The sequence below is a fragment of the Cronobacter sp. HA18006 genome, assembly GCF_011605445.1.
Classification (GTDB): Bacteria; Pseudomonadota; Gammaproteobacteria; order Enterobacterales; family Enterobacteriaceae; genus Cronobacter; species Cronobacter sakazakii.
In genome coordinates, this window is the sequence record NZ_JAANQB010000023.1 from 130,192 (window position 1) to 155,011 (window position 24,820).

The window sequence follows — 24,820 nt, forward strand, 5'->3', positions numbered from 1 at the left end:
TTATTCTCGCTGGAACAGCCCTGATTACGGAGTTAATTATGCCGACTTATTTCGACCAACTTGAACGTGTGCGTTATGAAGGCCCGAAAACCACGAATCCCCTGGCATTCCGCCATTACAATCCTGACGAGTTGGTTGCCGGCAAGCGTATGGAAGACCATCTGCGTTTCGCTGCCTGCTACTGGCACACGTTCTGCTGGAACGGCTCGGATATGTTTGGTGTTGGCGCGTTTGAACGCCCGTGGCAGCAAGCAGGCGATGCGCTGAGCCTCGCGAAACGCAAAGCCGACGTGGCCTTTGAGTTTTTCCACAAGCTCAACGTGCCTTACTACTGCTTCCATGACGTTGACGTATCGCCGGAAGGCGCGTCGCTGAAGGAGTACCTGAACAACTTCGCCCAGATGGTAGAAGTGCTGGCGCAGAAGCAACAAGAGAGCGGCGTGAAGCTGCTGTGGGGCACCGCCAACTGCTTTACCCACCCGCGCTACGGCGCAGGCGCCGCCACCAACCCTGATCCGGAAGTCTTCTCCTGGGCGGCCGCGCAGGTGGTCACCGCCATGAACGCGACCCATCAGCTGGGCGGTGAAAACTATGTGCTGTGGGGCGGACGTGAAGGCTACGAAACGCTGCTCAACACCGATCTGCGCCAGGAGCGTGAACAGCTTGGTCGCTTTATGCAGATGGTGGTTGAGCATAAACATAAAACCGGTTTTCGCGGTACGCTGCTTATCGAGCCAAAACCGCAGGAACCGACCAAACATCAGTACGACTACGACGCGGCAACCGTGTATGGCTTCCTGAAACAGTTCGGCCTTGAGAAAGAGATTAAGCTTAACATCGAGGCCAACCACGCCACGCTTGCGGGCCACTCTTTCCACCATGAGATTGCCAGCGCCATTGCGCTCGGTCTGTTCGGTTCGGTAGATGCGAACCGCGGTGACCCGCAGCTCGGCTGGGATACCGACCAGTTCCCGAACAGTGTCGAAGAGAACGCCCTGGTGATGTATGAAATCCTCAAAGCGGGCGGCTTCACGACCGGTGGGCTGAATTTTGACGCCAAAGTGCGCCGTCAGAGCACCGATAAATATGACCTGTTCTATGGTCATATCGGCGCGATGGATACGATGGCGCTGTCGCTGAAAGTCGCGGCGAAAATGCTCGAAGAGGGCGAACTGGATAAACGCGTCGCCCGCCGTTATGCCGGCTGGAACGGTGAGCTTGGTCAGCAGATCCTGAAAGGGCAGATGACACTGGCTGAACTGGCGCAATACGCTGAGCAGCATAATCTGGCACCGCAGCATCAGAGCGGACATCAGGAACAGCTGGAAAACCTGGTGAATTATTATCTGTTTGATAAGTAAAACGCGTTGCGCCGCCTTCGGGCGGCGTCCTGCACAGGAGCGGCTATGTATATCGGGATCGACCTTGGGACATCAGGGGTAAAAGTTATTCTGCTGGATGAGCAGGGAGCGCTTGTCGCCTCGCACAGCGAAGCGTTGCAGGTCTTCCGCCCGCAGCCGTTGTGGTCGGAGCAAGATCCCGAAAGCTGGTGGCAGGCAACTGATCGCGCTATGCAGGCGCTGGGTGCGCAGCACAGCCTACGAGACGTGAAAGCGATTGGCTTGAGCGGACAGATGCATGGCGCGACCTTGCTCGATACACATCAGCGAATTTTGCGCCCGGCCATCCTCTGGAATGACGGGCGAAGCGCGCAGGAGTGCGCCATCCTTGAAGAAAACGTACCCGATTCGCGTGAAATTACTGGCAATCTCATGATGCCCGGCTTCACCGCGCCAAAACTGCTGTGGGTGGCGCGTCACGAGCCGGACATTTTCAGGCAAACCGACAAGGTGCTGCTGCCAAAGGATTACCTGCGTCTGCGCATGACCGGTGTTTTCGCGAGCGACATGTCCGATGCGGCAGGCACGATGTGGTTGAACGTGGCGCAGCGCGACTGGAGCGATGCCATGCTGGCGGCGTGCCACCTTCAACGCGAGCATATGCCTGCGCTGTTTGAAGGCAGTGAAATCACAGGCGAGCTGAAAGATGACGTTGCCAGGGCGTGGGGCATGAAAGCAGTGCCGGTGGTGGCAGGCGGTGGCGATAACGCCGCGGGTGCGGTGGGCGTTGGTCTTGCTGAACCAGGCCAGGCGATGCTGTCGCTCGGTACATCCGGCGTTTACTTTGCCGTCAGCGACGGCTTTCGGGCAAACCCTGAAAGCGCGGTGCATAGTTTCTGCCATGCCTTACCGGCGCGCTGGCATTTGATGTCAGTGATGCTGAGCGCTGCGTCGTGCCTCGACTGGGCGGCAAGGCTTACCGGCGCGGGAAGCGTACCAGCGCTGCTTACCGCGGCGCAAAGCGCGCGCGACGACGTGGGTGCTGTCTGGTTCCTGCCGTATCTTTCCGGTGAGCGCACACCTCATAACAATCCGCTGGCGAAAGGCGTGTTTTTCGGGCTGACGCACGAGCATGGGCCTGCCGAACTGGCGCGCGCGGTGCTGGAAGGCGTGGGTTATGCGCTGGCAGACGGCATGGATGTCGTGCATGCGTGTGGGGTGACGCCACAAAGCGTTACGCTGATTGGTGGCGGCGCGCGCAGCGCGTACTGGCGGCAAATGCTGGCGGATATCAGCGGTGTGCCGCTGGATTACCGCACCGGCGGCGATGTCGGCCCGGCGCTTGGCGCGGCAAGGCTTGCGCAGATTGCGCTTTCGCCAGAGCGTCCCCTTAATGACTTACTGCCGCCGCTTGCGCTGGAACAGCAGCATCAGCCGGATGCGGCGCGCCATCAGCGTTATGCCGGGCAGCGCGACACCTTCCGTAAGCTCTACCGGCAGTTACTGCCGTTGATGTCATAACCAAAAAACGGGTGTTATGAAAGCCGTCCTGAAACACCCGATTTTTGTCCTTTTCTGGTCTGCCCGGTATCAGTGATGCCTGTGAGAATAGGGTTCATCCCCACTCAAACAGGTGTCCTGAAATGACGCGTACTGCACTTATCAATATCGATACTCAGCAATCCTTTTTTCACCGCAGCTACTGGCGTGAAGACGATTTTCCGGCGTTTTGCGAGGCTATCAACACGCTTATTGCAGGCTGCGAAGCGCGCAATATTCCGATTATTGATATCTTTCATGTCGATGGCGACGACGTGTTTACGCTTGAATCGGGCTTTGTAACGCCAATGCCTTTCCTGCGTCATAAGGCCGCCGTGACATTCCATAAGCATGTTCATAACGCGTTTACCGACACCGGGCTGGATTTATGGCTGCGCCAAAGAGATATTAACCACCTGATTATCTGCGGTATCCGTACCGAGCAGTGCTGCGAAACCACAACGCGGGTCGCCTCTGATCTGGGTTACCGGGTGACATTTGTCAGCGAAGCGACGCTGACGTTTCCGATGACCTGGAAAGGCGTGACGCTGGACGTGGACGCATTGCGCCACCGTACCGAAACGGTGCTGGCAGGGCGTTTTGCGACGATCAGCAGCGTGGCGCAATGTCTGGAGTCTTTGGGATGACCATTCCTGTCTGGTTTGTGGTGTTGCCTGGCGTCATGGCGCTCGATTTAACAGGCCCGGCGGAGACGCTCGCGCTTGCGGGTGACGCCTTCAGCCTCAATTACATCGGGCCTGAAGAGCGAGTCGTGATGTCGACCGGCTTACAGGTGGCGGGTCTCGCGCCGCTGCCGGAAACACTGCCGCCAGGCAGTCTGCTCGTCCTGCCGGGTGTCGCGGATTCCAGCCGCTGGTTTTCTACGCCGCAGGCTCTGGCCGCCCGCAACTGGCTGATGCGGCTTCAGCCGCTGATCCACAGCCAGCAGCTTACGCTTATCTGCGTCTGCTCGGGCTCGCTGCTGGCGGCGAAAGCCGGTCTGCTGCATGGCGTTGAATGCACCACGCACCATGACGTACTGGCGCGCCTGAAAGCGGCAGCTCCCGGCGCGCAGGTGCGCGATAACCGTATTTTTGTGGAAGATCGCGGCATCTGGACCAGTGCCGGCATTACGTCCGGCATCGATTTAAGCTTGCACCTGATCCATCGCCTGTGCGGGCCGCGCGCGGCGCTTGAAGTGGCGCGTGAAATGGTGGTCTGGTTTCGCCGCTCCGGCGACGATCCGCAGCTCTCGCCGTGGCTGCGTTACCGGAATCATTTACACCCCGCCGTGCATCGCGCGCAGGATTTGCTGGCAGCAAATCCGCAGGCGGCATGGAGCCTGACGGAGATTGCCGGGCGTGTACACGTCAGCCCGCGTCATCTCACACGGCTGTTTAAAGAGCATCTGGGGATCAGCGTTCGTGATTATCTGGAACAGTTACGCGTGGCGTTTGCCAGCCAGTGTTTATTGCAGGGGCAGGGCGCGGAGCAGGCGGCTGTCGCTGCCGGGTTTTCATCCGCCCGGCAGTTTCAGCGCGCCCGCTCGCGCGCCATTAACTGACGAGACGATGGCGGTCGACGCGCTGCAACAGCGCGGCCAGCGCCAGGCTACCCGCCAGCGTCATACTGAAAATCCAGGCGATATCCAGCGCCGGCCATGCCGTAAATTCAATATGCCGCGTGCGCAGAAAATGAATGATCAGCGCATGGAAGCCGTAAATGCCCAGCGAATAACGTGCGATAAACGCGAGCGGCGCAATGTCGCGGTTAAGCGTATTTTTCGCCAGTACCAGCAGGCTTAACGCGGCAATCAGCACCAGCGGGCCGCAGTAAAGATAAAAGGTGTCGGCAAAGTTGCCGTGGCTTTCGAGCGCCTGATGAGTACCGCTCGCAATCGACACGGTGCTGACCGCCAGCACAACACCCGCCAGCAGGCTTACGGGGCGCTGCTCCGTTTCCATCATCCCGATGGCACGGCCCATCAACCCATACAGCACGTAATAAAACGTATCGCCATTGATATAGAGATTCACCGGCAGCCACTGCACGCCGTCGAACTTTTGCGCCACGGTATTGGGATTTGCCACCACACCCAGCAGGACGATAAGCGCCAGCGCCGTCCGGCCATCGATGCGCTTTACGCTTATCAGCGGCGACAACAGATAAATGACGATAATGGCGAAGAAAAACCATAAATGGTAGAAAACGGGCTTTTGTAACAACAGCTTAAGCGAAAGCTCACCATTAATTGGCGTCAGTAGCGCGATATAGGCGAGCGCCACGGCGCTGTAAAAAACCAGGCAGAGCGCGATGCGTAGAAAATGCCGCTGCCCGGCGCTGCGTTCACCGAAAAACAGGTACCCTGAAATCATAAAAAACAGCGGCACGCTGACGCGCGACGCAGAGTTCAGCAGGTTGGCGAAATCCCAGTTTATCGGGCTGACCAGTGAAGGATTAGTAATATACCAGGTCGTCGTGTGGATCATGATGACCATCAGACAGGCTATCGCGCGCAGATTGTCTATCCAGTGAATTTTTTGCTGCATCAGTTCCTCTGTACCATCTTTAATTATCAGCAGTGTGACTTCCTGATTCTGGATCCTGCTCCACGGAACAATCTGAGTTTCAGGGCGGCCCGTTGTCAGCCTTAGGGCGATTTCGCAGAATGCACGCCCTTTGTCCGCTGCGGTCACCCGCGCTTTGGTCGTCATTTTAACATGGAGATAACAAACTATGACGAGGCTGTTGCCCCGCACGCTTTGGCTGATGCTGTTCACAGGCGCGCTGGCCGGTTGCAGTCACGAGGAGGCGCATCCGCAGCATGCGCAAAAAGGACGTGTCAGCGCGCCGCACTCGCTGGAAATGGAGCAGCAATGTAAAGCAAAAGCCGCTCATCGCTACAATATCGATGCGCAGAATATCACCGTTAACGGTTTCGAGGCGTATCAGGGAAGCTATGAAATGCGCGGCTATACGGCGCGTGAAGAGGGCTTTACCTGCTCTTTCGACGCGAACGGTCAATTTTTACACCTTTCCATGCGTTAATGGCGCAACTGCGCGTCAACCGCCCGCTTTTGGTCGTGGATTGAGGCTGTATATCTGGCGGTCAACGGGTATACTGACCGCTTCCAAATAAACCCACTCGTATCGCGTGCGAAATCATATGCAAAAGTTTGATACCAGGACCTTTCAGGGCCTGATCCTGACCTTACAGGATTACTGGGCTCGTCAGGGCTGCACCATCGTTCAACCTCTGGACATGGAAGTCGGCGCCGGCACCTCCCACCCGATGACCTGCCTGCGGGCGCTGGGCCCGGAGCCTATCGCGGCCGCTTATGTTCAGCCTTCCCGCCGCCCGACCGATGGCCGCTACGGCGAAAACCCCAACCGTTTACAGCACTACTACCAGTTCCAGGTGATCATCAAGCCGTCGCCGGACAATATTCAGGAGCTGTACCTGGGGTCGCTTAAAGAGCTGGGTATGGACCCGACCATTCATGATATTCGCTTCGTCGAAGACAACTGGGAAAACCCGACGCTCGGCGCCTGGGGCCTCGGCTGGGAAGTGTGGCTGAACGGCATGGAAGTGACGCAGTTCACTTACTTCCAGCAGGTCGGCGGCCTGGAGTGCAAACCGGTGACCGGTGAAATCACTTACGGCCTCGAGCGTCTCGCCATGTACATTCAGGGCGTGGACAGCGTTTATGACCTGGTCTGGAGCGATGGCCCGCTTGGCAAAACCACTTACGGCGACGTGTTCCATCAGAACGAAGTGGAGCAATCCACCTATAACTTCGAATACGCCGACGTGGATTTCCTGTTCACCTGCTTTGAGCAGTACGAAAAAGAAGCTCAACAGCTGCTGGCGCTGGAAAACCCCCTGCCGCTGCCTGCTTATGAACGTATTCTGAAAGCCGCCCACAGCTTCAACCTGCTGGACGCGCGCAAGGCTATCTCGGTGACCGAGCGCCAGCGCTACATTTTGCGTATCCGCACGCTGACCAAAGCCGTGGCCGAAGCCTACTACGCCTCCCGCGAGGCGCTGGGCTTCCCGATGTGCAACAGAAATAAATAAGAGGCTGCCATGTCTGAGAAAACTTTTCTGGTGGAGATTGGCACTGAAGAGCTGCCACCAAAAGCCCTGCGCAGCCTGGCGGAATCCTTCGCTGCGAACTTTACTGCTGAACTGGACGCGGCGGGCCTGACCCACGGCGTCGTGAGCTGGTTTGCGGCGCCGCGTCGTCTGGCGCTGAAAGTGGCGAATCTGGCAGCATCCCAGCCGGATCGCGAAGTCGAAAAACGTGGCCCGGCTGTCTCCGCGGCGTTTGACGCCGAGGGCAATCCGAGCAAAGCGGCGGAAGGCTGGGCGCGCGGCTGCGGCATTACTGTCGATCAGGCGGAGCGTCTGGTCACCGACAAAGGCGAGTGGCTGATGTATCGCGCCCATGTGAAAGGCGAAAGCGCGCAGGCGCTGCTGCCGAATATGGTGAGCACCGCGCTGTCTAAATTGCCGATTCCGAAACTGATGCGCTGGGGCGCGTCCGACGTGCAGTTCGTACGCCCGGTTCACACCGTGACGCTGCTGCTGGACGATGAAGTGCTGCCGGCGACGATTCTCGGCATTCAGTCCGATCGCGTGATCCGTGGTCATCGCTTTATGGGCGAGCCGGAATTCACTATCGACCACGCCGATCAGTACCCGCAGATCCTGCTGGAGCGCGGCAAAGTCATCGCCGACTATAACGCGCGTAAAGCCAAAATTCAGCAGGACGCCGAAGCCGCGGCCGCAAAAATTGGCGGCAATGCCGATCTGAGCGACAGCCTGCTTGAAGAAGTCACCTCGCTGGTGGAATGGCCGGTAGTGCTGACCGCGAAATTCGAAGAGAAATTCCTGGCGGTGCCGGCGGAAGCGCTGGTCTACACCATGAAAGGCGACCAGAAATATTTCCCGGTCTACGGTACCGACGGCAAGCTGCTGCCGAACTTTATCTTTGTGGCGAATATCGAGTCCAAAGATCCGCGCCAGATTATCTCCGGTAACGAAAAAGTGGTGCGTCCGCGTCTGGCGGATGCGGAATTCTTCTTCAACACCGACCGCAAAAAACGTCTGGAAGATCACCTGCCGCGTCTTGAAACCGTGCTGTTCCAGCAGCAGCTCGGCACGCTGCGCGACAAAACCGATCGCATTCAGGCGCTTTCCGGCTGGATTGCGAGCCAGATCGGCGCTGATGTGAATCACGCGACGCGTGCGGGCCTGCTCTCCAAATGCGATCTGATGACTAATATGGTGTTTGAGTTTACCGACACCCAGGGCGTCATGGGCATGCACTACGCGCGTCATGATGGCGAGTCTGAAGACGTTGCGGTGGCGCTGAACGAGCAGTATATGCCGCGCTTTGCAGGCGATGCGCTGCCGTCAAGCCTGGTGGCGTGCGCCGTGGCGATTGCCGATAAAATGGATACGCTGGCCGGGATTTTCGGTATCGGTCAGCATCCGAAAGGCGATAAAGACCCGTTCGCGCTGCGCCGCGCTGCCCTTGGCGTGCTGCGTATCATCGTTGAGAAAAACCTGCCGCTCGATCTGCAAACCCTGACGGAAGAAGCGGTGCGCCTGTACGGCAGCAAGCTGACCAACGCGAAAGTGGTGGATGATGTCGTGGACTTTATGCTGGGCCGCTTCCGCGCGTGGTATCAGGATGAAGGCTACAGCGTCGACACCATTCAGGCGGTGCTGGCGAATCGTCCGACCCGCCCGGCGGATTTCGATGCCCGCATGAAGGCGGTGTCGCACTTCCGTACTCTGGATGAAGCCGTGGCGCTGGCCGCAGCGAACAAACGCGTTTCCAACATTCTCGCGAAAGCCACCGAGCCGCTGAACGATGAAGTTCATGCATCTGTGCTGAAAGAAGATCCGGAAATTCGTCTGGCGCTGCAGGTAGCTGTAATGCGCGACAAGCTGCAGCCGCTGTTTGCGGAAGGCCGCTACCAGGAAGCGCTGGTCGAACTGGCGCAGCTGCGTGAGCCGGTGGATGAGTTCTTCGAAAAAGTGATGGTTAACGCGGACGATGCGCAGGTGCGTATTAATCGTCTGACGCTGCTGTCAAAATTACGTGCACTGTTCCTGCAAGTGGCGGATATTTCCCTGCTGCAGTAACGTGTTCCGTTAATAATAAAAAACCCGCCGCTGGCGGGTTTTTTTATAGCGATTTTCGCTACGTTGAATTCTTATTTTATTATCATAATACAAAAAGCGAAGGGTTATTACGCGGTCACGTAATTATTACTAAGCCGGTTGCGGATAATATAGCGCGCGGGTGCTCAGGCTGGCTTGGGCATGATGCAAAGGCTGGTCAGATGAATGCCCCCCTAAGTTAATTCCATTTAACCTCGGGGGAGGCTGCAATCAGAACCCAACAGCCTGATTGTAGCCTCTTCCCTATAAGGAGGCAATTATGCCAATAAAATCCCGATATGCTTTTTTAAGCATATTAGCGCTGTGTATTACGGTGCTGTGTTTCGCCTTAATAATGCGTGATCGCTTATGTGAATTCACTATTAAAGAGGGAAGCCGGGAAATACGGGCAATCCTTGCTTACGAACCAGGGAAGTAGCCTTTGGATGGGGGAGCAATCCCCCACCCACTGGTCAGGAGGGCGGGTTGGCCTGCACGCACCCAAATGTATTCTGAAAAGCAACGCCCCCGCATTGGCGGGGGCGTTTTGTTTGCGAAAAAAAGTGTACTGGCTTGCGTTTCATTCCATGAGTTGTTTACTGAGCATGGGATTCGCCTGAATCAGGCGCATCAGCTTCAGTTCGGTGCTGGAGGGTTTCACGCGGCGGGATTCCCACTCCTGAACCATGGCGACACTGACACCCATCACACGAGCCAAATCATCTGTTTTCAGGCCCGTTCTTTTGCGTAACAGTTCAAATTCTGTAAACACGTTAGGTTTCTGCGTCAGGGTAACCGTATCAGAGGCATCTTTCTTTAATACAATTTGTTCGAGGCTGCTGAGCAACTCAAACATAGGGTCTTTAGATTCCATTTTGGACTCCTAATCACACAGCGGGATCGTGAACGTCTAAGAAGCTTCTTAATCATAGTTCGGAAAAAACCAAACTGTGGGCAGGGTAGTATAAGATTTTGCGCTTGTTGACTGGCGAGCGCCGGTTGTGGCGGTTCGGTGGTGGAATATCTCGTCCTAATTGATTGATATTGGGATTAATCTTAAGAAAGTATAGTTTTGTAAAAGATCATGGCGCGATCCTTTATCCCCTGCGCGATCCCGCCATAAGCCCGGCGTTTTAGAACGCGCGCACCGCTCTTCTGACGCTCATATACAGGGTTCCAGTCATGCGATGGGAAAGCACTCATGTCGGTTTCTGAAAAGCACCGAATCACATTCTGGCAGCTTAAAAAGGCAGCGTAAAATACGCCCGGCGCTTGAGGCTTTTAGCCTCCGGCAATCAGCAAAGTTACCGCTATAGCGGATGGCAGAAAGAAGAAAGCCCCGAAGGTCAATTTTCATTAACCAACGAGGCTGTCTCCATACTGAACATATGCAGATTAGCCTCTTACCCGTCGCAAGACAAGGAAAAGAAGCTGATGAAACTACCGCGAAATGCGCTTATCTGGTGCGTATTAATCGTTTGTACCACGCTATTAATATTCACGCTCCTTATCAGGAAATCGCTGTGCGAAATCCGTTATAAGGACAGATATCGGGAGGCCGCTGCGTTTCTGGCTTACGAATCCGGTAAGTAGCGTCTGGAGGGCGGGGGAAACCCCGCCTTTTCAGGCCAGGCGAGGCTATGGGGCGGTATGGCTGTGAGCGTCTTTATTAAGGGTCGTCAGCGCAGGCTGGCGGCCCTTTTTTACGCACGGCGCGCTGCCTTTCGCATAATCGCTTTTGCAGCGCAATAAAGGGTATCCTGCGCGGCGCGTCTGAACTATCCTTGTGGGCGTTGAAGCACACTGGCAGTGGTGTGCGCGTTGATGAGTGAAAGGAGCAAAAAAATGGCGACAGGTAAGTCCTGCTCTCGCTGGTTCGCGCCGCTGGCGGCGTTGTTAATGGTATTCAGCCTGAGCGGGTGTTTTGATAAAGAGGGCGACCAGCGCAAAGCGTTCGTCGATTTTCTGCAAAACACGGTAATGCGTAGCGGCGAACGTTTGCCGACGCTGACCGCCGATCAGAAAAAACAGTTCGGTCCGTTCGTTTCCGACTATGCCATCCTTTACAGCTACTCTCAGCAGGTGAACCAGGCGATGGACGCCGGCATCCGCCCGGTAGTGGATAGCGTAAACAGCATTCGCGTGCCGCAGGATTACATGACCCAGCGTGAAGCGCTGCGCCAGGCCAACGGTTCGCTGGGCGTAATGAGCCAGCAGTTGCAGAACGCGAAAATGCAGGCGGACAGCTCTCACGCGTCGCTTAAGCAGGCAGACGATCTGAAGCCGGTATTTGATAAAGCCTATGAAAAAGTGGTAACCGGCCCGGCTAACGCGCTGCAGCCGCTGATCCCCGCCGCGCAGACGTTCACTCAGCAACTGGTGCAGGTCGGTGATTTCATCGCGCAGCAGGGCACGCAGGTGGGCTTTGCGGCTAACGGCATCCAGTTCCCGACGTCGCAGCAGGCGAGCGAGTATAACGCGCTGATAGGCCCGCTCGCCGCGCAACATCAGGCCTTCACCCAGGCTTACACGGCCGCGACCAACGCGATGCAGTGAAAAAAAACGGCTCTTATGAGCCGTTTTTTATTGTCACGCTAAACCACTTCTCCGGAGGTGGTTTTTACTTCACCGCCTTCGGATTCACGCAGTTCTGCGACACGTCGCCATTAAGCGCGTTGATAAGGTTATCGACCGCGCAGGCGGCCATGTTATAGCGCGTCTCGTGAGTGGCGGAGCCGATATGCGGCAGCGCGACCACATTCTTCAGCGTCAGCAGTGGAGAGTCTTTCGAAAGCGGCTCCTGCTCGAACACATCCAGCCCGGCCGCGTGGATCTCACCGCTTTGCAGCGCGGCAATCAACGCGTTTTCATCCACCACCGGCCCGCGGCCTGCGTTGATGAAAATCGCTGATTTCTTCATTTTGCGGAACTGTTCTGCGCCAATCATGTGATGCGTCTCGTCGGTGAGCGGCAGAATGACGCAGACGAAATCGGATTCGGCGAGCAGCGTATCCAGGTCACAGTAGCGCGCGTTAAAGCGCTCTTCCGCCTCGCTGTGATGGCGACGGGCGTTGTAGAGAATCGGCATGTTAAAGCCGAAATGCGCGCGCTGCGCCAGCGCGAGACCAATACGACCCATGCCGACGATGCCCAGCGTTTTGTGGTGAACGTCGCAGCCGAACCAGTCCGGGCCGATGCTGCCGGTCCATTCGCCCGCTTTAACCCGCTCCGCCACTTCGAGTGCGCGGCGCGCGGTCGTCAGCACCAGCGTCATCAGCGTATCGGCGACCGTTTCGGTCAGCACCGTAGGCGTGTGCATCAGCGCTATCTTTTTTGCGCTCAGCGCGTCCACGTCGAAATTGTCATACCCCACGGAAACCGTCGAGGCGGCGCGAAGCGCGGGCATTTTCTCAAGCAGCGCCGCGTCTACCTTTTCGCTCGAACCCAGCAGCCCCTGCGCCTCGCTAAATGCGCTGCCATGAGCCTCAATGGTCTCCGGGCTCAGATCTGGCACACGGGTCACGTTGAAGTGGCTCTCCAGGCGGGCAAGCAAATCGTCAGGCAGGGATTTGTAGAGAATGACGGACGGCTTCATGCAGGTCTCCAGCTTTTGAACAAAACAGAAAGAATAGACAAGCGGACGGCATCACGCCGCCCGCAGCGTGTTACGCGTGGCGCGCGCCCACCGGCAGCCGTTGGCTGGTGGCCGGTTTGACTATCAAAGTGAGCCACACCGAGGCGAAAAGCGCCACCCCCATAAAAATGTATGAGGCAGACGGGTTGCCGGTTGCGCCGTTAAGATAGCCGACCACCCAGGAGCCGACGAACGAGCCGAGCGCGCCCATGCTGTTGATAAGCGCCATCGCGCCGCCGGCCACATTCTTCGGCAGCATCTCCGGGATAATCGCAAAGAACGGGCCATACGGGGCGTACATCGCGGCACCGGCAATCACCAGCAGGGTGTAAGACGCCCAGAAATGGTTCGCGCCGAGCGCCCAGGAGCCGATAAACGCCAGCCCGCCAATCAGCAGCAGCGGCCAGACGAACAGCTTGCGGTTCTGCATTTTATCGGAGGCCCAGGAGACGATAATCATGGCGATGGTCGCGGCGAGATAGGGCACGGCGGAGAGCCAGCCCACTTCCACCATGCCCATGTTTTCACTGCCGCTGCGGATGATGGATGGCAGCCACAGCACAAAGCCGTAAACGCCGATGCTCCATGCGAAATACTGCGCGCAAAGCAGAATAACGTTGCGCGAGCGGAAGGCTTCGCCGTAATTGCGCACCGCTTTAATGCCTTCCTGCTCTTTATTCAGCTGCGCCTGGAGCGCCGCTTTCTCGTCATCCGCCAGCCACTTCACCTGCGACGGTTTATCCTTCACCAGCACCCACCAGCAGAACGCCCAGATAACCGCCGGGATGCCTTCGATGATGAACATTTCACGCCAGCCGAACGCCTGAATGAGATAGCCCGAGACCACCGACATCCACAGCACTGTGGCTGGGTTACCGAGAATCAGAAAGGTGTTGGCGCGCGAACGCTCCGATTTCGTAAACCAGTTACTGATGTAAATCAGCATGGCGGGCATGACGGCGGCTTCCACCACGCCGAGGATAAAGCGGATCGCCGCCAGCATCGGGATATTGCTGACCACGCCGGTCAGCGACGCGCAGCCGCCCCACAGAATCAGGCAGATGAAAATGAGTTTACGCACGCTGCGGCGCTCGGCGTAAATCGCGCCAGGGATCTGGAAAAAGAAGTAGCCGAGGAAGAACAGGGCGCCCAGCAGCGATGAAATGCCTTTGGTAATGCCGAGATCGTCATTAATACCAGCCGCCGAAGCGAAACTAAAGTTTGCGCGATCGAGGTACGCCAGGCTGTACGTGATAAACACGACCGGCATGATGTACCACCAGCGTTTTGGAGCGTTAGTCGGACTTTTCATCGTATTCCCTCTATGGTTGAGGTGGATGCGTCTCGTCGGTGTAGGGGACGACGGAAGCTGTTCATACTAGTGATGTGTGGGTGAGGTTTTCCTCATGCCCGCCCTCTCTCAAAGGAGAGGGGAAACTCGTCTTGTGATGTATCGCCTTAAAAAACCTGAAGACTTATGACTCGCCAAGCTGCGCGCGAGTCGGCAGCCCTTCGCTGTCGCCCTGAACCTGGATGGCCAGCGCGCCGATTTTGTTACCGCGGGTCGCCGCCTCGCGCAGCGTTTTACCTTCCAGCAGCGCGCTTATCACGCCCACCGCAAAGCCATCGCCCGCGCCCACCGTATCGACTACGTTTTCGACCTTCACCGCTGCCACCGTACCCTGCTCGCCGCTGGCGCTCTGATACCAGGCGCCGTCAGCACCGGTTTTGATAACGACCGCTTTCACGCCGCGCGTCAGGTAGAAATCGGCAATCCCTTTCGGGCTCTGCTGGCCGGTCAGGATCTGGCCTTCTTTCAGGCCCGGCAGCACCCAGTCGGCCATACAGGCGAGCTGGTTGAGTTTCTCTGTCATCTCCGCCTCACTTTTCCACAGCACCGGGCGCAGATTCGGATCAAAGGAGATCGTCTTGCCCTGGGTTTTCATGGCGCGCGCCGCGTGATCCAGTAGCTGATATGAGGTCGGGGAAAGTGCTGCTGCGACGCCGCTCAGGTGCAGGTGACGAGCGCTGTAAAACAGTGGGGCATTAAAATCTTCGCCGCTCAGATGGCTCGCGGCGGAGCCTTTGCGGAAATACTCCACGCTGGGATCGGTTCCATCGGTAACTTTCGATTTCAGCTGAAAACCGGTCGGGTAGCGGTCGTCGATCGTCACGCCACGCGTGGCGATGCCCTCTTTTTCGAGCTGATTCAGGACGAAGCGGCCAAACGAATCGTTGCCGACGCGGCTCACCCAGCTCACCTGTAATCCGAGACGCGCGAGACCGGTGGCGACATTCAGCTCCGCCCCCGCGACGCGTTTAAAAAAGTGTTCTACCTGTGCCAGATCGCCGGGCTCGGTCGCGACAAACATCGCCATCGCTTCGCCGATGGTAATCACATCCAGTGGCTGTTCCATGTTCACTCCTCGCGCAGCAGGTTGACGTAATGACGGGTCACGGCGGTCAGGTCGCGGCCTTCCAGCGGAAACTCAATACCGCGCGGCGCGTCCGGCGGCAGCATATTCAGCAGCGTGCGCCAGCGCGGCCCGGCGTCATCCAGCGCGATGGCGCGATAGTGGTAGTGATGCGCGGTGGCGGCTTTAACATGGATATAGCTGACGCCTGCGCAAAGCGCGCGGGCGGCCTCTTCCGGCGCATCGTCCACCCACAGCCAGTTGGCCATGTCGAACGTCAGGCGGACGGGAAGATTGAGCGTTTTGCTGGCGGCGAGAAAGCGGCGCATCGGTTCAAGGCGGCCACATTCGGTCTGATCGTTTTCCACGACCAGCGCGACGTCGCTCAGCGCCAGAAGGCCCGCCAGCGGCTCCGCCTGGTGCGGATGACTGAAATGCCCGAGTGAAAGCTTAAGCCAGCGGGCGTTGAGTTCATGAGCTTCGGCCAGCAGCGAGGGCAGGCGCGCGTTAATTTTGCCGTCGTGTTCAAACAGCGGTTCGGGTGCTGAATAGCAGGCTTTCAGGTGATGAGAGGCGATCGCCTGCGCCAGCGCGGGCAGGGTGTCGATCTCCGTGGGATCGAGCAGTTCACGGCGGATCTCCACGCCGTCAGCGCCTGCGCCCGCGATGATCGGCAGTACGGCCTGCTGGCCGCCGAGGGCTTTGATTTTGTCGTTACCGTAAGCGGCGGTGACGACGATAATTTCTCTCTCCATTAACTTCTCCGGAGTGATTACATCTGCATAACATAGTTAATACGCTAGATGGAACCGGTTCCAAAGAGAAGTCCAGGATGGCGAATTTATGATCGGGGTCACGAACCATCGTTCAGCGCGCCGTCGAGCCGCGCACGATAAGCTCGCCGGAGAAAACCTGCTCCCGCACCGCCTGCGCCTGGCCTTCGATGCGCCTGACGACCTGCTCAAGGGCAGCGTAACCAATCTGCCAGGTCGGCTGTTTCAGCGTGGTGATCCCGACGCCTGCCAGCTCCGCCCACTCCAGCTCGTCAAAGCCGAGCAGCCCGATATCGGCACCCCAGTTCAGCCCGATACGCCTGAGCGAGCGCGCCACCTGGAGCGTCAGCGCGCCGTTGGCGGAGATGACCGCTTTGCGCATTCCGCGAAAACGGATGTGGAAGTGGCGCAGGGTATTGTCGAGATGATCCGCCTCGTGCAGCGGCGTTTCGGCATTTTCCGCGACGACGCCAGGGTAGCGGGCGGCGGTAGCGCGAAAAGCGGTCAGGCGTTCGCGGCGGGTGTTTACCGTCCCGAGCGGCTCGCTTAAGAACAACAGCGCCTCAAAGCCCTGTTCGATAAGATGTTCCGTGGCGGTGGTCGCCGCCTGGGTGTTGTCGAGCCCGACGACATCGCAGGCGAAGTCCGGGATTTTACGGTCGATCAATACCATCGGTAGTGCCGACTGTTGCAGCCGGTTCAGCCCCTCTTCGCGCATGCCGACCGCATTCACCACGATGCCTTCCACCTGATAGCTACGCAGGAGATCCAGATAATGCAGCTCCTGATCGAGCTCGTTATTGGTGTTACAGACCAGCGGCGTAAAGCCTTTCTCCCGACAGGCCGCCTCAATGCCGCTTAACACATTGACCGAATAGGGGTTGGTAATATCGGCGATGATAAGGCCTATTAACCGTGTACGCCCACGCTTCAGGCCGCGCGCCATCTGGTTAGGCCGGTAATCGAGCTGGGCGATGGCCTGCTCAATGCGTGCCAGCAACGCTTCGGAAAGCAGATGTTTTTCGCCGTTCAGGTAGCGGGAAACGCTGGTTTTACCGGTTTTCGCGGCGCGGGCGACGTCGCTGATGGTGGGGCGTGACGCTTTGGTGGTCATGAGGCTTCCTTCTCAGGCTAAAACACCGGCGGGGCAGGTGACTGTTTTTATTATTAGATTATTTCGGTGGCTGTCGTAAAGCAGGCGTTTACCTGGCGGGCATAATTGGCACCCGTGATTTTCCGGCTCTCAAGGTGTGGCATTGTTATTTATTATGTTATAACGTATCAATTTATAATTAACACACAGGAGAGTGACAGAGATGAAGAAGTTAGCCTTATTACTGGGAATGGGGCTTCTGCTGGCAAGCGCTCAAAGCGCGGCGCACGGACATCACCACGGCAAGCCGTTGACGGAGGCGGAACGCCAGGCGAGCGAAGGGGTGTTCAACGATAAAGATGTCAAAGACCGCGCGCTTAGCGACTGGGACGGCGTCTGGCAGTCGATCTATCCGTATCTAATGAGCGGCGATCTCGATCCGGTGCTGGCGAAAAAAGCGAAGGAAGGCGGTAAAACCGTTGAAGAGTATCGCGCGTATTACAAAAAAGGGTACGCCACGGATGTTGAAATGATCGGCATTGAAAACAACGTGATGGAGTTTCACGTCGGGCAGACGGTGAACGCCTGCGCGTATAAATATAACGGCTATAAGATTTTGCAGTACGCCTCCGGCAAAAAAGGCGTGCGCTACCTGTTTGAATGCACCGACAGCGCGTCAAAAGCGCCGAAGTTTGTGCAGTTCAGCGATCACACCATCGCGCCGCGTAAATCCGCGCACTATCACATTTACATGGGAAACACATCCCATGAGGCGCTGCTGAAAGAGATGGATAACTGGCCAACGTACTATCCGTACCAGTTAAGCAAAGCGCAGGTGGTGGATGAAATGCTGCACCACTAAGGTGTGAAGCAGCCTCATCGGGCTTTCCCGATGAGGCTGTCGCCCGTTACTGCAGCGGGCTTAAGGTGATTTCCACGCGACGGTTCTGCGCTTTACCTTCTTCGGTGCTGTTGCTGGCGACCGGGTTCGCCGGGCCCATGCCGCTGGTGCGGATGCGGTTAGCGGCAACGCCCTGAGTGATGAGCGCGCTGGCGACGCTTTCCGCGCGCTGCTGCGACAGCTTCATGTTCAGCGCCTGCCCGCCGGTGCTGTCGGTGTAGCCCACCACGTTCACCGCGGTTTTCGGGTACTCTTTCAGCACCATCGCCACGCCGGTCAGCGTATTCGCGCCCGCCGGTTTCAGATTCGCCTGGCTGCTGTCGAAGGTCACGTTGTTCGGCATATTCAGGATGATGTTATCGCCGCTGCGGGTGACGCTCACGCCGGTGCCCTGCATTTTCTGACGCAGTTTCGCTTCCTGCACGTCCATGTAGTAACCCACGCCGCCGCCGAGCGCTGCGCCCGCCGCCGCGCCAATCAGCGCGCCTTTGCCGCGATCTTTTTTCGACGAAGAAAGCACGCCGACGCCCGCGCCCACCAGCGAGCCAATGCCCGCGCCAATGCCGGATTTACCCGCTTCGCGTTCGCCGGTGTAAGGGTTTGTGGTGCAGCCTGAAAGGGCCAGTGAGCCGCTGACCATCGCGGCCACAAAAATGATGCGTTTTTTCATCGCATATCCTTATTCAATTTAATTCTGGTTCGCCTGGAGTGGCGGAGGTTGATTATGACGGGGGAATGTGATGAAAATTCCGGGAAGTGTTCTGATTTTTTATCCATAACGAATCGAGCGGCGACAAAGTAGCCATACTCACGCCGCCTCATCTGCAAACGCCAGTCAGGAGCCCGTTTTGGCTAACCCATCTGCTTTAAAACGCATCGTTACCGCCGCCCACTGGGGGCCCATGGTTATCGAGACCGACGGTGAAACCGTGCTCTCTTCTCAGGGCGCGCTGCCGACGCGCCACCCGAATTCCCTGCAAACCGCCGTACCAGACCAGGTGCACAGCAAAGCGCGCGTGCGCTATCCGATGGCGCGTAAAGGGTTTCTCGCCTCGCCGGATAGCCCGCAGGGCGTGCGCGGGCAGGATGAGTTCGTGCGTATCAGCTGGGATGAAGCGCTGCGTCTGATTGACCAGCAGCACCGGCGCATTCGCGAAAGCTACGGCCCGTCGTCGATTTTCGCAGGCTCCTACGGCTGGCGCTCCAACGGCGTACTGCATAAAGCCGCCACGCTGCTGCAACGCTATATGAGCCTTGCGGGCGGTTACACCGGTCATCTGGGCGATTACTCCACGGGGGCCGCGCAGGTGATCATGCCGTATGTGGTGGGCGGCAACGAAGTCTATCAACAGCAGACCAGCTGGCCGCTGGTGCTGGAGCACAGCGATGTCGTAGTGCTGTGGAGCGCTAACCCGCTCAACACGCTGAAAATCGCCTGGAACGCCTCTGACGAGCAGGGCATCGGCTATTTCGAGAAGCTCAAAGAGAGCGGAAAAAAGCTTATCTGCATCAACCCGATGCGTCCGGAAACCGCCGATTTCTTCGGCGAACGCATGGAATGGATTGCCCCGCACATGGGCACCGACGTGGCGCTGATGCTCGGCATCGCCCATACGCTGGTGGAAAACGGCTGGCAGGATGACGATTTCCTTAACGCCTGCACGCACGGCTACGCGCAGTTTGCAGCCTACCTGACCGGCGAGCGCGACGGCACACCGAAAGATGCCGACTGGGCGGCGGCGATTTGCGGCGTCGATGCCGCAACCATCCGCCAGCTGGCGAAATTATTCAGCCAGAACCGCACCATGCTGATGGCAGGCTGGGGCATGCAGCGCCAGCAGTATGGCGAGCAGAAACACTGGATGCTGGTGACACTCGCGGCGATGCTCGGCCAGATTGGCCTGCCGGGCGGCGGCTTCGGGCTCTCTTATCACTTCGCCAACGGCGGTAACCCGACGCGACGCGCAGCCGTGCTGGCCTCAATGCAGGGCAGCGTGGAAGGCGGCGTTGACGCGGTCGATAAAATCCCGGTGGCGCGCATTGTCGAGGCGCTGGAAAACCCCGGCGGCGAATACCCGCATAACGGACAGCAGCGCATTTTCCCGGATATCCGTTTTATCTGGTGGGCGGGCGGCGCCAACTTTACGCACCACCAGGAGACACACCGCCTGATTAAGGCGTGGCAAAAGCCAGAGCTGGTGGTGATTTCCGAATGTTTCTGGACGGCGGCGGCGAAGCACGCCGATATCGTGCTGCCGGTAACCACCTCGTTTGAGCGCAACGACATGACCATGACCGGCGACTACAGCAATCAGCATATGGTGCCGATGAAGCAGGTTGTGCCGCCGCAGTATGAAGCGCGTAACGATTTCGATATTTTCGCCGAACTGTCAGAGCGCTGGGAAACTGGCGGACGGGCGCGTTTCACCGAAGGCAAAAGCGAGCTGGAGTGGCTGGAAACCTTCTACAACATCGCCCGTGAGCGCGGCGCAGCGCAGCAGGTGACGCTGCCGGATTTCGCGGATTTCTGGGAGGCGAATCAGATAATCGAGATGCCGGAGAACCCGAAAAACGCTGAGTTTGTGCGTTTTGGCGCGTTTCGTGACGATCCGGCGGCCAACCCGCTCAGCACGCCGAGCGGGAAAATCGAGATCTACTCAGAGCGCATTGCCCGCTTCGGCTATGCCGACTGTCCGCCGCACCCGACCTGGCTTGAGCCAGACGAGTGGCACGGCAACGCGCAGCCGGACGAGCTGCAACTGCTCTCATCGCACCCGGCGCATCGTTTGCACAGCCAGCTTAACTATTCATCGCTTCGCGAGCGCTATGCCGTGGCCGGGCGCGAGCCGGTGACGCTGCATCCGGACGATGCCCGCAAGCGCGGCATCGCCCATGGCGATCTGGTGCGGGTGTGGAACGCCCGCGGCCAGGTGCTGGCGGGTGCCGTGGTCACGGATGGCATTAAGCCTGGCGTGATTTGTCTGCATCAGGGCGCGTGGCCCGATTTTGACTGGAACCAGCAGGGGCTTTGTAAAAACGGCGCGGTGAACGTGCTGACGCGCGATATCCCGACCTCGCGGCTCGGCAACGGCTGCGCGGCGAACTCCTCGCTGGTGCGCGTCGAGAAATACCGCGGGCCCGCGCCGGACGTTACGGCGTTTGATCCGCCTGCCAGCGCATAATCCAGGTCGGGTGGCCGGTTTCTTCCTGCCACGCGCTCTCTTCAATACGAAACCCCCGGGCGTGATAGAAATTCACCGCCCGGGTGTTTTTCTGGTAGACCTCAAGATTCAGGGTATCGTACTGCGACTGCACATGCGTCAGCAGGGCGGTGCCGATGCCTGTTCCCTCGCAGTCAGGCGCCACAAACAGCGCGCCGATAAAATTTTCATGCATCACGCTGATAAACCCGCGAAGCGTACCGCCGTTTTCGTCCACCCACGTGCAGGCACCGGGCAGATAGACGTCACGCACAACGGGCAGGCTGGCGCGCCAGTAATCAGGCTGAATGAACGGATGTCCGGCGGTGGTGCTCGCAAGCCACAGCGAAAGGATGGCGTCGCGGTCAGAAGGCCGCTGCGCGCGGATCATGGCCGGTTCTCCGGGTGGCAGCCGCAGCCGGCGAGATGATCGTTCACCAGCCCGCAGGCCTGCATGAAGGAGTAACAAATCGTCGGGCCGACAAACTTAAAGCCCCGTTTTTTCAGCGCTTTCGAGAGCGCCTGCGCCTCGGGCGTCGTCACCGGCACCTGCGCGAGCGTCTGCGGAGAGTTTATTTTTGGCTCGCCGCCGACGAATGACCAGACAAACGCTGAAAAATCTTCCCCCTGCGCCTGCATGGCGAGATACGCCCGGGCGTTGGCGATAATGGCTTCGATTTTACCGCGGTGGCGAATAATACCTGGCTCCTGTACCAGCGCGTCGACGTCTTCTGGCCCCATCTGCGCCACCACGGCGGGCTCAAAACCATGAAAACAGCGGCGGTAGTGCTCGCGTTTTTTCAGCACGGTAATCCATGACAACCCCGCCTGCTGGCCTTCGAGACAGATCATCTCAAACAGCGTGTGGTTGTCTTTCTGAGGTTCTCCCCACTCTTCATCGTGGTAGGCGAGATAAAGTGGATCCTGAGTGACCCATCCGCAACGTTCCATCCTGCATTCCCCTCGTTTTAACAGGCACCCTGGCGATTTTCGAAAGCGGCTTGACGTGGCAAATAAAGAGACAATAGTTAATTCAGGGTTACTCGCACATCCGCTAATAACGCCAATAAAAACTGCCGGAACCGGCTCTCTTCTGGAGTCGCTTTGATGATGATAACTATCTCTGAACGCCATGCGTTACGACGCGCGGCGGTGCTGTTGTGGTCTCTGGTTTTTAGCCAGGCGGCACACGCCTGGCAACAGGAATATATCGCTGTTGACCCCCAAAGTAACACTTCTGAACGTTATACGTGGGACAGCGATCGCACACCGAGTTATGACGAGATCCTGGCCGAGCGCGTGGCGCAGACGCAGCGCGACGAGGCGGCGATGCCGGCAGGCCTGAACCTGTCATGGCCGCTGCCGGTGGTCGCTCGCCCGGTGGCGGGCTGGCGGCGCGAAGCCGACGGCCTGCCTTTACAGGATAACGGTGCCAGCGCGGATAACGCCTACTGGCATGCGAGCGTTGGCTCACTCGGCTGGCGGCTCGATTCGCGTCTTGGCGCGGTGCGACCGTGGGCGCAGGTGAGCTATAACCAGCAGCATGGCGATCCGCTGTGGAGTATGCAGCCGCTGCTGCCTGGCAGCCAGTATGGCTCGTGGATGGATGTTTCCGTCGGCGCGGATATGCCGATTAACAAGCATCTCGCGGCATGGGCGTCGTTCTCTCAGGCGGAAGGGCGCCTTAGCGACAACGACGCGCAAATGTACAATCTCGGGCTCAGCGCCACCTTTTAGAACGCGCTATTCGCGCCCGTTCAAGGCCATCCATGCCTTCGCCGCGGCAGTTCATTCCGCCTCTGCGGCATCTCATGCCGTTTTCCCCCGAAAAAGTAGGGGTTTCGCTATCGTTGCAGGTAGTGAAGCTTTCTTCTTATCAGTGGGACAACAACCATGAGTATTTCCATCCATTCGCGTACCCGGTGGCTCACCCTGGTGGGCACGATAATTACCCAGTTCGCGCTGGGTTCGGTCTATACCTGGAGCCTGTTTAACAGTGCTCTGTCGCAAAAGCTTGATGAGCCGGTAAGCCAGGTGGCGTTCTCCTTCGGGCTGCTGAGCCTGGGGCTGGCGCTGTCGTCGTCGGTCGCCGGTAAACTGCAGGAGCGTTTCGGCGTGAAACGCGTGACGATCGCCTCTGGCGTGCTGCTGGGGTTAGGGCTGGTGCTCACCTCTCACGCCAGCAACCTGATGATGCTCTGGCTGAGCGCGGGCGTGCTGGTGGGGCTCGCGGACGGCGCCGGTTATCTGCTGACGCTCTCTAACTGCGTGAAGTGGTTCCCGGAGCGCAAAGGGCTTATTTCCGCGTTTTCTATCGGCGCGTATGGTCTCGGGAGCCTCGGTTTTAAATTTATCGACAGCCATCTGCTGGCGTCCGTCGGGCTTGAGCGTACGTTTGTTATCTGGGGCGGCATGGTGATGGTGATGATTATCGGCGGCGCGCTGCTGATGAAAGACGCGCCGAATCAGCCTGCGCGCACCGGCAACAGCGCGGGCGAAGGCGATTACAGTCTGGCCGAATCGATGCGTAAACCGCAGTACTGGATGCTGGCGCTGATGTTCCTGACCGCCTGCATGAGCGGCCTGTATGTGATTGGCGTGGCGAAAGATATCGCGCAGGGCATGGTGCGCCTTGACGCCGCCACCGCCGCGAACGCGGTCACGGTGATTTCCATTGCCAACCTGACCGGCCGCCTGGTGCTCGGCATTCTCTCCGACAAAATGCCGCGCATTCGTGTCATTACGCTCGGCCAGGTGGTCTCGCTGGTGGGGATGGCCGCGCTGCTTTTCGCGCCGCTCAATGAAATGACCTTCTTCGCGGCTATCGCCTGCGTGGCGTTTAATTTCGGCGGCACCATCACGGTCTATCCGTCGCTGGTCAGCGATTTCTTCGGCCTGAACAATCTTGCGAAAAACTACGGCGTGATTTATCTGGGCTTTGGGATCGGCAGCATCTGCGGATCGATTATCGCCTCGCTGTTCGGCGGCTTTTACGTCACCTTCTGCGTTATCTTCGCGCTGCTGATTGTCTCGCTGGCTATCTCCACCACCATTCGCCAGCCGCGCCGCGAGGCCTGGGAACACGCCCGCGCCTGATGTCCTTTTGCCGCCGCGCTCTGCGGCGGCACTTTCCCCGAATGTTCTCACTTTCTCCCCAGTTCGCTCAGACGTTCTATGCTTACTAGCTGTGATTGCCAACACAAAGGAGAACAAGATGTCCTTAGAAAAAGTGGTTTATCGCGCAAAAGCGAAAGCGACGGGCGGCCGTGATGGCCGTGCGACGTCCGATGACGGCGTGCTGGACGTGAAACTCGGCGTGCCGAAAGAGATGGGCGGTCAGGGTGGTCAGGTGACTAACCCGGAACAGCTTTTCGCCGCAGGCTACTCCGCCTGCTTCCTGGGTGCACTGAAACATGTTGCCTCCCAGGAGAAAAAGAAAGTCCCGCAGGATGCCTTTATTGAAGGGCAGGTAGGGATTGGGCCGCTGCCGACCGGTTTTGGGATCGAAGCCCAGCTGGATATTCATCTGCCGGGCATGGACCGTGCAGAAGCCGAAGCGCTGGTGCAGAAAGCCCACATCGTGTGCCCGTACTCCAACGCGACCCGTGGCAACATTGACGTTAAACTGAACGTCATCACCGACTAACCGGTTGTCCCGTTCCGTAAAATGCGGTTCCGGCCTCATATTTTTGTAAATAGGAGCCGGGCCGCTCTAAATGCCCGCACTTTTTCCCGTCGCTGTGGTCTACTA

At 58.2% G+C, this 24,820-nt stretch carries 25 protein-coding genes and 1 pseudogene; 16 read left to right on the forward strand and 10 right to left on the reverse strand.

What is annotated here, in order from left to right; translation table 11 throughout:
* Window positions 1-38: 38 nt before the first annotated feature.
* The 4 genes from xylA (at window position 39) to G9X48_RS16990 (ending at window position 4,443) form a co-directional block, all read left to right on the forward strand.
* Entirely contained in the window at window positions 39-1,361 is a 1,323-nt protein-coding gene (gene xylA / locus G9X48_RS16975; RefSeq protein WP_004387593.1) for a xylose isomerase, read from the forward strand.
* Between the two features lie 45 nt (window positions 1,362-1,406).
* Window positions 1,407-2,861: a xylulokinase gene (gene xylB / locus G9X48_RS16980; protein ID WP_097641535.1), complete on the forward strand. Its 1,455-nt coding sequence runs from the start codon at window positions 1,407-1,409 to the stop codon at window positions 2,859-2,861.
* Window positions 2,862-2,983: 122 nt separating this feature from the next.
* On the forward strand, window positions 2,984-3,526 hold the full coding sequence (locus G9X48_RS16985; protein WP_080321451.1) for an isochorismatase family protein: 543 nt from the start codon (window positions 2,984-2,986) through the stop codon (window positions 3,524-3,526).
* Window positions 3,523-4,443 (forward strand): helix-turn-helix domain-containing protein, encoded by a 921-nt coding sequence (locus G9X48_RS16990; RefSeq protein ID WP_097641534.1) that lies wholly within the window; start codon window positions 3,523-3,525, stop codon window positions 4,441-4,443. Before G9X48_RS16985 ends, G9X48_RS16990 begins: the two co-directional genes overlap by 4 nt.
* Here the strand turns inward: G9X48_RS16990 and G9X48_RS16995 are convergent.
* Complete coding sequence (locus tag G9X48_RS16995) at window positions 4,436-5,428, reverse strand: acyltransferase (protein WP_097641533.1); 993 nt, start codon at window positions 5,426-5,428, stop codon at window positions 4,436-4,438. The two genes, G9X48_RS16990 and G9X48_RS16995, sit on opposite strands and share 8 nt — an antisense overlap.
* A gap of 187 nt (window positions 5,429-5,615) precedes the next feature.
* On the opposite strand from G9X48_RS16995, the gene G9X48_RS17000 reads away from it, so the two are divergent.
* The 4 genes from G9X48_RS17000 (at window position 5,616) to G9X48_RS17015 (ending at window position 9,493) form a co-directional block, all read left to right on the forward strand.
* Window positions 5,616-5,927, forward strand: coding sequence for a YsaB family lipoprotein (locus tag G9X48_RS17000; RefSeq protein ID WP_097641532.1), 312 nt, complete (start codon window positions 5,616-5,618; stop codon window positions 5,925-5,927).
* Between the two features lie 118 nt (window positions 5,928-6,045).
* On the forward strand, window positions 6,046-6,957 hold the full coding sequence (gene glyQ / locus G9X48_RS17005; protein WP_004387598.1) for a glycine--tRNA ligase subunit alpha: 912 nt from the start codon (window positions 6,046-6,048) through the stop codon (window positions 6,955-6,957).
* A gap of 9 nt (window positions 6,958-6,966) precedes the next feature.
* The gene (glyS, locus tag G9X48_RS17010; RefSeq protein WP_007779329.1) at window positions 6,967-9,036 is read left to right on the forward strand and encodes a glycine--tRNA ligase subunit beta; all 2,070 of its coding nucleotides are present in this window, start codon (window positions 6,967-6,969) and stop codon (window positions 9,034-9,036) included.
* A gap of 304 nt (window positions 9,037-9,340) precedes the next feature.
* Window positions 9,341-9,493, forward strand: a complete 153-nt coding sequence (locus G9X48_RS17015; protein ID WP_071602584.1) for a Hok/Gef family protein — start codon at window positions 9,341-9,343, stop codon at window positions 9,491-9,493.
* Window positions 9,494-9,634: 141 nt separating this feature from the next.
* Here G9X48_RS17015 and G9X48_RS17020 read toward each other — a convergent pair whose 3' ends face one another.
* Window positions 9,635-9,928: an HTH-type transcriptional regulator gene (locus G9X48_RS17020; RefSeq protein ID WP_004387600.1), complete on the reverse strand. Its 294-nt coding sequence runs from the start codon at window positions 9,926-9,928 to the stop codon at window positions 9,635-9,637.
* 514 nt (window positions 9,929-10,442) lie between these two features.
* Between G9X48_RS17020 and G9X48_RS21550 the strand changes: the two are divergent.
* From G9X48_RS21550 to G9X48_RS17030, 3 genes and pseudogenes are all read left to right on the forward strand, one after another.
* Window positions 10,443-10,532: pseudogene (locus G9X48_RS21550) on the forward strand (DUF5431 family protein); the annotation flags it as partial.
* Window positions 10,489-10,647: a type I toxin-antitoxin system Hok family toxin gene (locus tag G9X48_RS17025; protein ID WP_004387602.1), complete on the forward strand. Its 159-nt coding sequence runs from the start codon at window positions 10,489-10,491 to the stop codon at window positions 10,645-10,647. The pseudogene G9X48_RS21550 and the gene G9X48_RS17025, both read left to right, overlap by 44 nt.
* A gap of 252 nt (window positions 10,648-10,899) precedes the next feature.
* Complete coding sequence (locus G9X48_RS17030) at window positions 10,900-11,610, forward strand: DUF3053 domain-containing protein (protein WP_105629588.1); 711 nt, start codon at window positions 10,900-10,902, stop codon at window positions 11,608-11,610.
* A 64-nt stretch (window positions 11,611-11,674) separates the two neighbouring features.
* Here the strand turns inward: G9X48_RS17030 and ghrB are convergent, their stop codons facing one another.
* The 5 genes from ghrB to G9X48_RS17055 all read right to left on the reverse strand — a co-directional run bounded on the left by ghrB (window position 11,675) and on the right by G9X48_RS17055 (window position 16,989).
* The gene (gene ghrB, locus G9X48_RS17035; RefSeq protein ID WP_097641531.1) at window positions 11,675-12,649 is read right to left on the reverse strand and encodes a glyoxylate/hydroxypyruvate reductase GhrB; all 975 of its coding nucleotides are present in this window, start codon (window positions 12,647-12,649) and stop codon (window positions 11,675-11,677) included.
* 70 nt (window positions 12,650-12,719) lie between these two features.
* Entirely contained in the window at window positions 12,720-14,000 is a 1,281-nt protein-coding gene (locus G9X48_RS17040; RefSeq protein WP_097641530.1) for an MFS transporter, read from the reverse strand.
* Window positions 14,001-14,163: 163 nt separating this feature from the next.
* Window positions 14,164-15,105 (reverse strand): sugar kinase, encoded by a 942-nt coding sequence (locus G9X48_RS17045; RefSeq protein ID WP_097641529.1) that lies wholly within the window; start codon window positions 15,103-15,105, stop codon window positions 14,164-14,166.
* Between the two features lie 2 nt (window positions 15,106-15,107).
* Window positions 15,108-15,857, reverse strand: a complete 750-nt coding sequence (locus G9X48_RS17050) for an epimerase (RefSeq protein ID WP_097641528.1) — start codon at window positions 15,855-15,857, stop codon at window positions 15,108-15,110.
* A 112-nt stretch (window positions 15,858-15,969) separates the two neighbouring features.
* Complete coding sequence (locus tag G9X48_RS17055) at window positions 15,970-16,989, reverse strand: LacI family DNA-binding transcriptional regulator (RefSeq protein ID WP_166499968.1); 1,020 nt, start codon at window positions 16,987-16,989, stop codon at window positions 15,970-15,972.
* A gap of 202 nt (window positions 16,990-17,191) precedes the next feature.
* Between G9X48_RS17055 and zinT the strand changes: the two genes are divergently transcribed.
* Entirely contained in the window at window positions 17,192-17,830 is a 639-nt protein-coding gene (gene zinT / locus G9X48_RS17060) for a metal-binding protein ZinT (protein WP_085045968.1), read from the forward strand.
* Window positions 17,831-17,876: 46 nt separating this feature from the next.
* Here zinT and G9X48_RS17065 read toward each other — a convergent pair whose 3' ends face one another.
* The gene (locus G9X48_RS17065) at window positions 17,877-18,539 is read right to left on the reverse strand and encodes an OmpA family lipoprotein (protein ID WP_097641526.1); all 663 of its coding nucleotides are present in this window, start codon (window positions 18,537-18,539) and stop codon (window positions 17,877-17,879) included.
* A 178-nt stretch (window positions 18,540-18,717) separates the two neighbouring features.
* Here G9X48_RS17065 and G9X48_RS17070 point away from each other — a divergent pair, with 178 nt between their 5' ends.
* On the forward strand, window positions 18,718-21,051 hold the full coding sequence (locus tag G9X48_RS17070; protein ID WP_097641525.1) for a molybdopterin guanine dinucleotide-containing S/N-oxide reductase: 2,334 nt from the start codon (window positions 18,718-18,720) through the stop codon (window positions 21,049-21,051).
* Here the strand turns inward: G9X48_RS17070 and G9X48_RS17075 are convergent.
* Together G9X48_RS17075 and G9X48_RS17080 are read right to left on the reverse strand one after the other, a co-directional pair.
* Window positions 21,020-21,460: an N-acetyltransferase gene (locus G9X48_RS17075; RefSeq protein ID WP_007895598.1), complete on the reverse strand. Its 441-nt coding sequence runs from the start codon at window positions 21,458-21,460 to the stop codon at window positions 21,020-21,022. The genes G9X48_RS17070 and G9X48_RS17075 overlap by 32 nt on opposite strands.
* A complete protein-coding gene (locus tag G9X48_RS17080; RefSeq protein ID WP_097641524.1) occupies window positions 21,457-22,020 on the reverse strand; it encodes a DNA-3-methyladenine glycosylase I in 564 nt (187 codons plus the stop codon). The genes G9X48_RS17075 and G9X48_RS17080 overlap by 4 nt, the downstream gene beginning before the upstream one ends.
* A 156-nt stretch (window positions 22,021-22,176) precedes the next feature.
* Here G9X48_RS17080 and G9X48_RS17085 point away from each other — a divergent pair, with 156 nt between their 5' ends.
* From G9X48_RS17085 to G9X48_RS17095, 3 genes are all read left to right on the forward strand, one after another.
* Window positions 22,177-22,806 (forward strand): lipase, encoded by a 630-nt coding sequence (locus tag G9X48_RS17085; protein WP_085661519.1) that lies wholly within the window; start codon window positions 22,177-22,179, stop codon window positions 22,804-22,806.
* A gap of 156 nt (window positions 22,807-22,962) precedes the next feature.
* Complete coding sequence (locus G9X48_RS17090; protein ID WP_097641523.1) at window positions 22,963-24,165, forward strand: MFS transporter; 1,203 nt, start codon at window positions 22,963-22,965, stop codon at window positions 24,163-24,165.
* A gap of 118 nt (window positions 24,166-24,283) precedes the next feature.
* Window positions 24,284-24,715 (forward strand): organic hydroperoxide resistance protein, encoded by a 432-nt coding sequence (locus G9X48_RS17095; RefSeq protein WP_004387614.1) that lies wholly within the window; start codon window positions 24,284-24,286, stop codon window positions 24,713-24,715.
* Window positions 24,716-24,820: the final 105 nt, after the last annotated feature.

Excerpts from the sequence above, each read along its gene's own strand:
- G9X48_RS17020 (WP_004387600.1), bottom strand. The coding sequence starts at position 9,928 with ATGGAATCTAAAGACCCTATGTTTGAGTTGCTCAGCAGCCTCGAACAA.
- G9X48_RS16995 (WP_097641533.1), bottom strand. The coding sequence starts at position 5,428 with ATGCAGCAAAAAATTCACTGGATAGACAATCTGCGCGCGATAGCCTGT.
- ghrB (WP_097641531.1), bottom strand. The coding sequence starts at position 12,649 with ATGAAGCCGTCCGTCATTCTCTACAAATCCCTGCCTGACGATTTGCTT.
- G9X48_RS17095 (WP_004387614.1), top strand. The coding sequence starts at position 24,284 with ATGTCCTTAGAAAAAGTGGTTTATCGCGCAAAAGCGAAAGCGACGGGC.
- G9X48_RS17080 (WP_097641524.1), bottom strand. The coding sequence starts at position 22,020 with ATGGAACGTTGCGGATGGGTCACTCAGGATCCACTTTATCTCGCCTAC.
- G9X48_RS17065 (WP_097641526.1), bottom strand. The coding sequence starts at position 18,539 with ATGAAAAAACGCATCATTTTTGTGGCCGCGATGGTCAGCGGCTCACTG.
- G9X48_RS17055 (WP_166499968.1), bottom strand. The coding sequence starts at position 16,989 with ATGACCACCAAAGCGTCACGCCCCACCATCAGCGACGTCGCCCGCGCC.
- G9X48_RS17030 (WP_105629588.1), top strand. The coding sequence starts at position 10,900 with ATGGCGACAGGTAAGTCCTGCTCTCGCTGGTTCGCGCCGCTGGCGGCG.
- G9X48_RS17090 (WP_097641523.1), top strand. The coding sequence starts at position 22,963 with ATGAGTATTTCCATCCATTCGCGTACCCGGTGGCTCACCCTGGTGGGC.
- glyS (WP_007779329.1), top strand. The coding sequence starts at position 6,967 with ATGTCTGAGAAAACTTTTCTGGTGGAGATTGGCACTGAAGAGCTGCCA.
- zinT (WP_085045968.1), top strand. The coding sequence starts at position 17,192 with ATGAAGAAGTTAGCCTTATTACTGGGAATGGGGCTTCTGCTGGCAAGC.
- G9X48_RS17075 (WP_007895598.1), bottom strand. The coding sequence starts at position 21,460 with ATGATCCGCGCGCAGCGGCCTTCTGACCGCGACGCCATCCTTTCGCTG.
- G9X48_RS16990 (WP_097641534.1), top strand. The coding sequence starts at position 3,523 with ATGACCATTCCTGTCTGGTTTGTGGTGTTGCCTGGCGTCATGGCGCTC.
- xylB (WP_097641535.1), top strand. The coding sequence starts at position 1,407 with ATGTATATCGGGATCGACCTTGGGACATCAGGGGTAAAAGTTATTCTG.
- G9X48_RS17040 (WP_097641530.1), bottom strand. The coding sequence starts at position 14,000 with ATGAAAAGTCCGACTAACGCTCCAAAACGCTGGTGGTACATCATGCCG.
- G9X48_RS17000 (WP_097641532.1), top strand. The coding sequence starts at position 5,616 with ATGACGAGGCTGTTGCCCCGCACGCTTTGGCTGATGCTGTTCACAGGC.
- glyQ (WP_004387598.1), top strand. The coding sequence starts at position 6,046 with ATGCAAAAGTTTGATACCAGGACCTTTCAGGGCCTGATCCTGACCTTA.
- G9X48_RS17045 (WP_097641529.1), bottom strand. The coding sequence starts at position 15,105 with ATGGAACAGCCACTGGATGTGATTACCATCGGCGAAGCGATGGCGATG.
- G9X48_RS17050 (WP_097641528.1), bottom strand. The coding sequence starts at position 15,857 with ATGGAGAGAGAAATTATCGTCGTCACCGCCGCTTACGGTAACGACAAA.
- G9X48_RS17085 (WP_085661519.1), top strand. The coding sequence starts at position 22,177 with ATGATGATAACTATCTCTGAACGCCATGCGTTACGACGCGCGGCGGTG.
- G9X48_RS17025 (WP_004387602.1), top strand. The coding sequence starts at position 10,489 with ATGAAACTACCGCGAAATGCGCTTATCTGGTGCGTATTAATCGTTTGT.
- xylA (WP_004387593.1), top strand. The coding sequence starts at position 39 with ATGCCGACTTATTTCGACCAACTTGAACGTGTGCGTTATGAAGGCCCG.
- G9X48_RS16985 (WP_080321451.1), top strand. The coding sequence starts at position 2,984 with ATGACGCGTACTGCACTTATCAATATCGATACTCAGCAATCCTTTTTT.